The sequence below is a fragment of the Acidihalobacter sp. genome (assembly GCF_037381185.1).
In the GTDB taxonomy this organism is placed as follows: Bacteria; Pseudomonadota; Gammaproteobacteria; order DSM-5130; family Acidihalobacteraceae; genus Acidihalobacter_A.
The window spans coordinates 39,262-46,290 of record NZ_JARRQY010000041.1 but is presented as its reverse complement, the minus strand read 5'-3'; the positions used below and the strand labels follow the sequence as shown (position 1 = coordinate 46,290).

Genomic DNA, 7,029 nt, shown 5'->3' with positions numbered 1-7,029 from the left:
CGCGCCGCGCCTTGCCCTGAACGCACACCAGTCCACTACAGTCGCGAATGGCTCAGGAGCAGAGTGCTTTGAGGGTGCGTTTCTTTCGCCGGTTTCTTTGCGCACTCAAAGAAAAAATCGTCGGGAGCGATTTTTCGCGCCAGCCCCGAAGGGGTGAGGCGCAGCGATGCGTCGAACAAATCGGCTCGGGCGCGTCACCGATTCGGAGCGAATCCTCAACCCTCAAATCGCGCCCGAAACCAACCCAAAGCACTTAACGGAAGCGCCGATTAAAAACAAAAAACCACCAAATTATCAACAGACTACGAAGCCTTTATCAGGAAACTACCAACTCCAACCCATACCCCTGCACCATCAACTGCGCCCGCCGCTCGCCACGATACTCGTTGACGTCCAGACGAAAGGCGAACCGCTCCTCGCCAGAGCCACAATCCAGCTCCATGCCCAACTCGGCATAGTTGAAGGCGATGGCGTCGTGCACCGCGCCGTCGCGCGGATCGCGCAACCGCAGCTTCAGATGTCCCTGCCCCACCTCGCGCGCTGACTGCACCGCGAACACGCCGTCGAACAGTGGCTCGGGAAAACCCTGTCCCCACGGCCCGCCGGCGCGCAGCGCCTCGGCAAAATCCAGGCCCAACTCGCCCGGTGCGAGTTCGCCGTCGCTCCACAGCACCGGCTGCAAAGCCTCGGCATCGGCATGGCTTCTCACCCCCGCGGCGAACAAGTCGGCGAACTCGTCGAGCCGGGCGGCCTCGAGCGTCAGTCCCGCGGCCATGGCATGGCCGCCGAAGCGCGGCAGCAGATACGGATGGCGGGCGGCGATGTCGGCCAGCACGTCGCGTATGTGGATACCGGGTACGGAACGCACCGAGCCCTTGAGCCGGCCGTCGCCACCGGGCGCGAAAACCGCGGCCGGGCGATGGAAACGTTCCTTCAAGCGCCCCGCCACCAGCCCGACCACGCCTTCGTGCCACTCGGGATCGAACAGACACAGCCCATCCGGCACGGCGTCGCCGTCCAGGCGCGCGAAGGCCTCCTCGACGGTCGCCATGGCCTGTTCGCGCATGCCCTGTTCCAGTTCGCGCCGCTCGCGGTTGAGCGCATCCAGGCGCTGCGCCAGCTCGAGCGCCCGTCCCTCGTCGGCGGCCAGCAGGCACTCGATGCCCAGAGCCATGTCCTGCAGCCGGCCTGCGGCGTTCAGGCGCGGACCGACGGCGAAGCCGAGATCGCTGGCGACGATCCGCGCGGGATCGCGGCCGGCCACGCGCAGCAGCGCGCGCAAACCCGGGCGGGCGCGCCCGGCGCGGATACGGCGCAAACCCTGCTCGACCAGGATGCGGTTGTTGGCGTCCAGCGCGACCACGTCGGCGACCGTACCCACGGCCACCAGATCCAGCAGCTCGGCGAAGTTGGGCACAGCCATCCCCGCCGCCTCGAACCACCCCGCCTCGCGCAGGCGCGCACGCAGCGCCAGCATGACGTAGAAGATCACGCCGACGCCGGCCAAGGCCTTGCTGGGAAAGCCGTCGCCGGACAGGTTCGGGTTGACCATCGCATCCGCCGGCGGCAGCGTCTCGCCGGGCAGATGGTGATCGGTGACCAGTACCGCGATGCCCGCCTCGCGCGCCGCCTGTACGCCGGCATGCGCGGCGACGCCGTTGTCCACGGTGATCAGCAACTGTGCCTCGCGCGCCGACGCCTCGGCGACCAGCGCCGGCGAAAGGCCGTAACCTTGGGTGAAACGGTTCGGCACCAGATAGTCGACGTGGCGGGCGCCGCAGGCCCGCAAGGCCTCGATCGCCAGCGCCGTGCTGGTGGCGCCGTCGGCGTCGTAGTCGCCCACCAGAACGATGCGCCATTGCTCGCGCAGCGCGCGGTGCAGCAACTCGACGGCAGCTTCGACGCCGCCCAGCGGGCGATAGTCGGCCAGCCCGCCGAGTTCGCGCACCAGGTCGTCCCCGCAGGTGACTCCTCGCGCCGCGTAGATCCGCTGCAGCAGCGACGGCAGCTCGTCGGGCAAGGTGTGCGGCAGCGCCGGACGGCGCCGCAGAACGGGGCGTACGTGCATCACGGTCTCTCCAATCCCAGCGCTTGCGGCAACGCTGCTTCGCGCCGCCAGCGCGCCAGTCCCCGGCGCCGGCGGGCATCCCAGCGCCGCCCGTCCGCATACAGCAGCACGGATTCCAAGCGGCGTTCCTCCAAGGCCTGCACGAGCGGCGCGAACCAGGCGGCGTCGATTTCCGCCAAGGCCTCCTGGAAGGCTTCGATGTCGTCGTAGGCGGCGGCCCGGCGCAGCGCGTCCAGCCAGACCAGGGCGGCGCCACCGCTGTCCAGCGCCGCATTCAAGTCGGGGACGGACGGCGTCAGTCCGGCCGCCTGCGCCATGCCGACCAGCACGGCATCGCCGCCCTGCACCACGTTCACGGCTCGCCGTCCCGCAGTTGCGCGCGCGGCGGCGCCCCAGAACCACAGCGCGTTGACCGGCGTCATACCCCGCGCCTCGCGCCGGCGGTTGACCTCGGACTGGACCAGCACCATCTGCAGCTCGGCGTAGAAGCGCTTCCATTGCGCCGATTGATCGGCATCGCGGAAATGGAGGCCGACATCCCGGCCGGCCGCCTCACGCGTGCCGGGCAGCTCCGGCGGCACGACAGCGCTCGGCGGCAGAGCGTACCAACACACGGCGTCAGCCACTTCGAAGCACCAGCCGTCCCCGGCGAACATCGCCTGCAGGTCGGCCACGAGCGCCCGCGCCTCGCTTTCCTCCAGTTGCAGATGTTCGGCCTCGACCAGAATTGCCGAGTCGACATCCGCGCGCAGATACACCGGATCGGCGCACAGCCAACCCGGCTCGTCGACGAACCCGTGCGTACGACGGCGGAAACCGGCCGCAGTACCCGTGGGGCCCAGCAGGTCGCCCGCGACAGTCAACCCACCATCATCCCCCGAAGTCCGCCGCGCGGCGGCCAACAGTCTCTGCAGCCCGGGCACCTGGGGGCTCCAGCCGTAGCTTCGCTGCCATTCCGGCAGGCGCGAGTACAGCCCTGGCACGAGGAGATGCAACAACATCGGTGGGGATACATCCAATAGGAAGTGCGAAACGCGCTGCAGGAACCTTTCCCACGTGCACGGATTCAAAAGCGGGATTGTCCGGTCCCGCCCGCACAAGCGTCAACTCGCGCTCTGGATCATGCTGCGCAGGCGCAGCGCGTCATGGAATGCATGACCGGACTCGTCGTTGTCGAAATAGCAGTACACGTCGCCACTACGGGCGAGCCGGTCGCCGATCTTCGCGACCCACTCGCGCAAATTCTCGTCGGCATAGAAACCGCGATAAGCCTCGCCCGGCCCGTGCAGACGCAGGTAGGCAAAATCGGCGGTCTCGACCCCGGGCGAACGTCGCCCATCCAGGTCGTAGCGGCACAGCGCCACACCGTATCGACGCAGCAGCACGTACGCCTGCTCGCAGAACCAGCTTGGATCGCGAAATTCGAAGACGCAGCGCAAACTTGTGGGCAGAGCCTGCAGAAAGGCCTCCAGGCGCTCGGCATTGACATGCCAGCGCGGCGGCAGCTGGAACAGCAGCGGACCAAGCCGCCACCCGGTTGCTCGGCGCACTCGAGTAACGGCGGCAGCGTGCGCTCCGGCTCGCGCAGTTTCTTGCGATGGGTGACGTAGGCACTGGCCTTGAACGCGAAGACGAAGTCTTCTGGCACGGTTGCACACCAAGCCCGCAGAACGTTCGTCACCGGCAGGCGATAGAAGCTGCTGTTGACCCCCACGCTCCGTAGACGCGCGGCGTAGCGCCCCAACCATGCAGATTCGGCAAGCCCCTCCGGGTAGACGGAGACACGCCAATGCGGGGGTACGCCCAGCCAGACGTGCCCCCAGATACAGCCTGGCCCTGTCTGCCCTGTCCTTTCGCATCGTGCGCAGTCCCGGGTACCGTCATTCGGCGACGCCTGCTACCCTCGCTCCGAGTCCCGGCGCAGCGCCGGCCACCAGTTTTTGATGGAGAGCACCGCACGATGCAAGGCGTATTTCTGGATCTCGACACCGTGAACTGCGGCGACCTGGACCTGTCGCCGCTGCACGATCTGCTGCCGGGCACGATGTTTCATCCGTATACCGACGACGCACAGGCGCTGGAACGCATCGGCAATGCGCAGGTCGTGCTGCTGAACAAGGTGCAGCTAACCGAGGACGTCATCCGGCGCGCTCCGGAACTGCGCTGCATCTGCATGGCCGCCACGGGTACGGACAATGTCGACCTGGAAGCGGCCAAGGCACGCGGCGTACCGGTCTACAACGTGCGCGACTACGGCTCGCAGTCGGTTGGGGAACACGCCGTTTCGCTGATGCTGGCGCTGGTGCGCCGCCTGGCCGACTACCATCTCGCGGTGGGCGCCGGGCGTTGGAGCCAGAGTCACATGCCCTTCCTGCTCGATTATCCCATCGGCGAGCTGTACGGCAAGCGCCTCGCCATCGTCGGCCGCGGCGCGCTGGGCAGCACGGTGGCGCGCATGGCCGAGTGCTTCGGCATGGACGTGATCGTCGCCGAGCGCCGCGGCATGGCGCCGCGCGAAGGCCGCGTGGCGTTCGAGGAGGCGTTGAAGTCGGCCGACGTGCTCAGCCTGCACTGCCCGCTGACGCCGGAAACCCGCAACCTGATCGGTGCTGCCGAGATCGACCTGCTGGGGCCCGACGCGCTGTTGATCAATACGGCGCGCGGCGGTCTGGTCGACTCGCAGGCGCTGGCCGACGCCTTGCGCGAGGGCCGCCTGGGCGGCGCTGGCTTGGACGTACTGGATTCCGAGCCCCCGCCTGCCGATCATCCGCTGCTGGCCAATGACATTCCCAACCTGATCGTAACCCCGCACGTAGCCTGGGCCAGCCTGCGCGCCCGACAGACCGTGGTGCAGCAGATGGCGAGTGCGCTGAAGGCATTCCTGAATAGCGAGGATCATCCTCACCGAGTGGTTTAGGGCGCACTTGATCAGATGAGCGAGCGCGACGAGCAACATGGCACACGCAGCGCCCGAAACACATTAAGTGGATAGGCGAGGAAGCGAGCAGCGCGCAACGCCACAGATCGCCTGTGCAACCATTCGATCAGCGTGCCCCTAACTCCCCAGCACGCTGCGCAACCCATCCAGCACGAACTGCACCGACAGCGCCGCCAACACCAGCCCAAGCAGGCGGCTCAGCAGATTGGCCCCGGTCTCGCCCATCCAGGCGGTGATGCGCACGGAAAGCAGCAGCGAGACCAGCGTGATCAGCAGCACGCCGAGGATCACCGTGGCGACGAAGGCGTAATGCAGCGGATCACCGCGCTCGTTCGCCGGCAGCATCAGCATCAGGGTGGTCAATGCCCCAGGGCCGGCCAGCAGAGGGAACGCCAGTGGGAACACTGAGATGTCCTGCCGGTGCTCAGCCTCGATGCGCTCGACCTGATTCGGCGAACGCATGCCCAACGTTTTCGGGAACACCATATCCACGGCGAGCAGGAACATCAGCAAGCCGCCAGCGATGCGGAATGCGCTCAGGCTCACGCCGAGCACGCTTAGCAATCCATCGCCGATGAGCAGAAAGAAAAACAGGATACCGCCTGCGATGAGCGTGCCCTTGACCGCCATGCGCTTGCGGTAGGCTGCGTCGGCGCCGTGCGTCAGCGCCATGAAAACCGGCGCCATGCTCACCGGGTCCACCACCACGAACAACACCATGAATGCCTTGAGATATGCGTCGATCACGGCGCCTCCCGGGAGTGAATTCGCGCCGCGCGGGACGTTGCATCTCGGCGCATATGAAGACAGGGCGCGGAGTATACAGCCGACGTCGCCGCCAACCCACCCCACCCGCCTCGAGGTCTTGCGATCCTCGCGCCCATGCAACCTTGGCTGAGTCCTTATGTCTCAACAGACCAATGCATCGGTAAACTAGACCCAACGCCGAGAGGAGAAAGGTTCACATGGAATACGTCAGACTTCAGCACGCCGACTTGACCGTCCCACGCATCGGCCTGGGTACCTGGGCCATCGGAGGCTGGATGTGGGGCGGCACCGACGAACAGCAAGCGATCGACACCATCGTCAGCGCACTGGAACGCGGCATCAGTCTGATCGACACCGCTCCCGTCTACGGCTTTGGCCGCTCCGAGGAAATCGTCGGCAAGGCGCTGGCCGCATTCGGGCGGCGTGACGAAGTCGTGCTCGCCACCAAACTGGGCCTGGCCTGGGACGATCAGGGCAAGGTCCGGCGCGACAGTTCACCGGCCCGTATCCGGCAGGAAATCGAAGACTCGCTGCGCCGGCTGGGCACGGACCACATCGACCTCTATCAGGTGCACTGGCCGGACGGCGCCGTGCCGTTCGAGGAGACCGCCCGCGCGCTCGAGGACCTGCGGCGCGAAGGCAAGATTCGGGCCCTCGGCGTGAGCAACTACAGCCCTGAGCAGATGGACGCCTTTCGCGATGCTGCGCCGCTGGCCACCGACCAGCCGCCCTACAACTTGTTCGAACGCGGCATCGAGGCCGACGTACAGCCTTACTGTGCGGACAAGGGCATCGGCATCATCGCCTACGGCGCGCTGTGCCGGGGCCTGCTATCAGGACGCATGAGCACCGAACGCAGCTTCCAAGGCGACGACCTGCGCCAGTTCGATCCCAAGTTCAAGCAACCCCGCTTCGCCCAGTATCTGCAAGCCGTCGAACGCCTCGAGGCCTATGCCCGCGAACACTACGGCAAACGCGTCATTCACCTCGCCCTACGCTGGCTGATCGACCAGCCCGGCGTGGCCACGGCGCTATGGGGCGCCCGCCGCCCCGCTCAACTCGATCCGGTCGACGAAGTCATGGGTTGGTCGCTGAACAGCACTGACATGCAAGCCATAGACGCCATTCTCGCCGAATGCGTGACTGATCCGGTGGGTCCGGAATTCATGGCGCCACCGGACAACTCTGCAACCTGAGCATGTTCATATGCCGTGGAGCGCTTGCCGCTCCGCGGCCTTCGTCCGTCGCACATCAG

Annotated in this window: 5 protein-coding genes and 1 pseudogene; 2 read left to right on the top strand and 4 right to left on the bottom strand. The window is 66.6% G+C overall.

All coding sequences use genetic code 11. The features are described 5' to 3' along the window. Nucleotides 1-316: 316 nt before the first annotated feature. The 3 genes and pseudogenes from recJ to P8014_RS14350 all read right to left on the bottom strand — a co-directional run bounded on the left by recJ (nucleotide 317) and on the right by P8014_RS14350 (nucleotide 3,782). Nucleotides 317-2,068, bottom strand: a complete 1,752-nt coding sequence (gene recJ / locus P8014_RS14360; RefSeq protein WP_337818011.1) for a single-stranded-DNA-specific exonuclease RecJ — start codon at nucleotides 2,066-2,068, stop codon at nucleotides 317-319. Then, nucleotides 2,068-3,069: a hypothetical protein gene (locus tag P8014_RS14355; protein ID WP_337818010.1), complete on the bottom strand. Its 1,002-nt coding sequence runs from the start codon at nucleotides 3,067-3,069 to the stop codon at nucleotides 2,068-2,070. Before P8014_RS14355 ends, recJ begins: the two co-directional genes overlap by 1 nt. 102 nt (nucleotides 3,070-3,171) lie before the next feature. Further along, nucleotides 3,172-3,782: pseudogene (locus P8014_RS14350) on the bottom strand (DUF72 domain-containing protein). A 246-nt stretch (nucleotides 3,783-4,028) separates the two neighbouring features. Here P8014_RS14350 and P8014_RS14345 point away from each other — a divergent pair. Further along, on the top strand, nucleotides 4,029-4,985 hold the full coding sequence (locus P8014_RS14345; RefSeq protein WP_337818009.1) for a D-2-hydroxyacid dehydrogenase: 957 nt from the start codon (nucleotides 4,029-4,031) through the stop codon (nucleotides 4,983-4,985). 138 nt (nucleotides 4,986-5,123) lie between these two features. On the opposite strand, the gene P8014_RS14340 is transcribed toward P8014_RS14345, so the two are convergent. Next, entirely contained in the window at nucleotides 5,124-5,753 is a 630-nt protein-coding gene (locus P8014_RS14340) for a MarC family protein (protein WP_337818008.1), read from the bottom strand. A gap of 218 nt (nucleotides 5,754-5,971) precedes the next feature. On the opposite strand from P8014_RS14340, the gene P8014_RS14335 reads away from it, so the two are divergent. Next, a complete protein-coding gene (locus P8014_RS14335; RefSeq protein WP_337818007.1) occupies nucleotides 5,972-6,970 on the top strand; it encodes an aldo/keto reductase in 999 nt (332 codons plus the stop codon). Nucleotides 6,971-7,029 lie beyond the last annotated feature (59 nt).

Coding starts and splice junctions, on each gene's coding strand:
- recJ (WP_337818011.1), bottom strand. CDS start 2,068: ATGCACGTACGCCCCGTTCTGCGGCGCCGTCCGGCGCTGCCGCACACC.
- P8014_RS14355 (WP_337818010.1), bottom strand. CDS start 3,069: ATGTTGTTGCATCTCCTCGTGCCAGGGCTGTACTCGCGCCTGCCGGAA.
- P8014_RS14345 (WP_337818009.1), top strand. CDS start 4,029: ATGCAAGGCGTATTTCTGGATCTCGACACCGTGAACTGCGGCGACCTG.
- P8014_RS14335 (WP_337818007.1), top strand. CDS start 5,972: ATGGAATACGTCAGACTTCAGCACGCCGACTTGACCGTCCCACGCATC.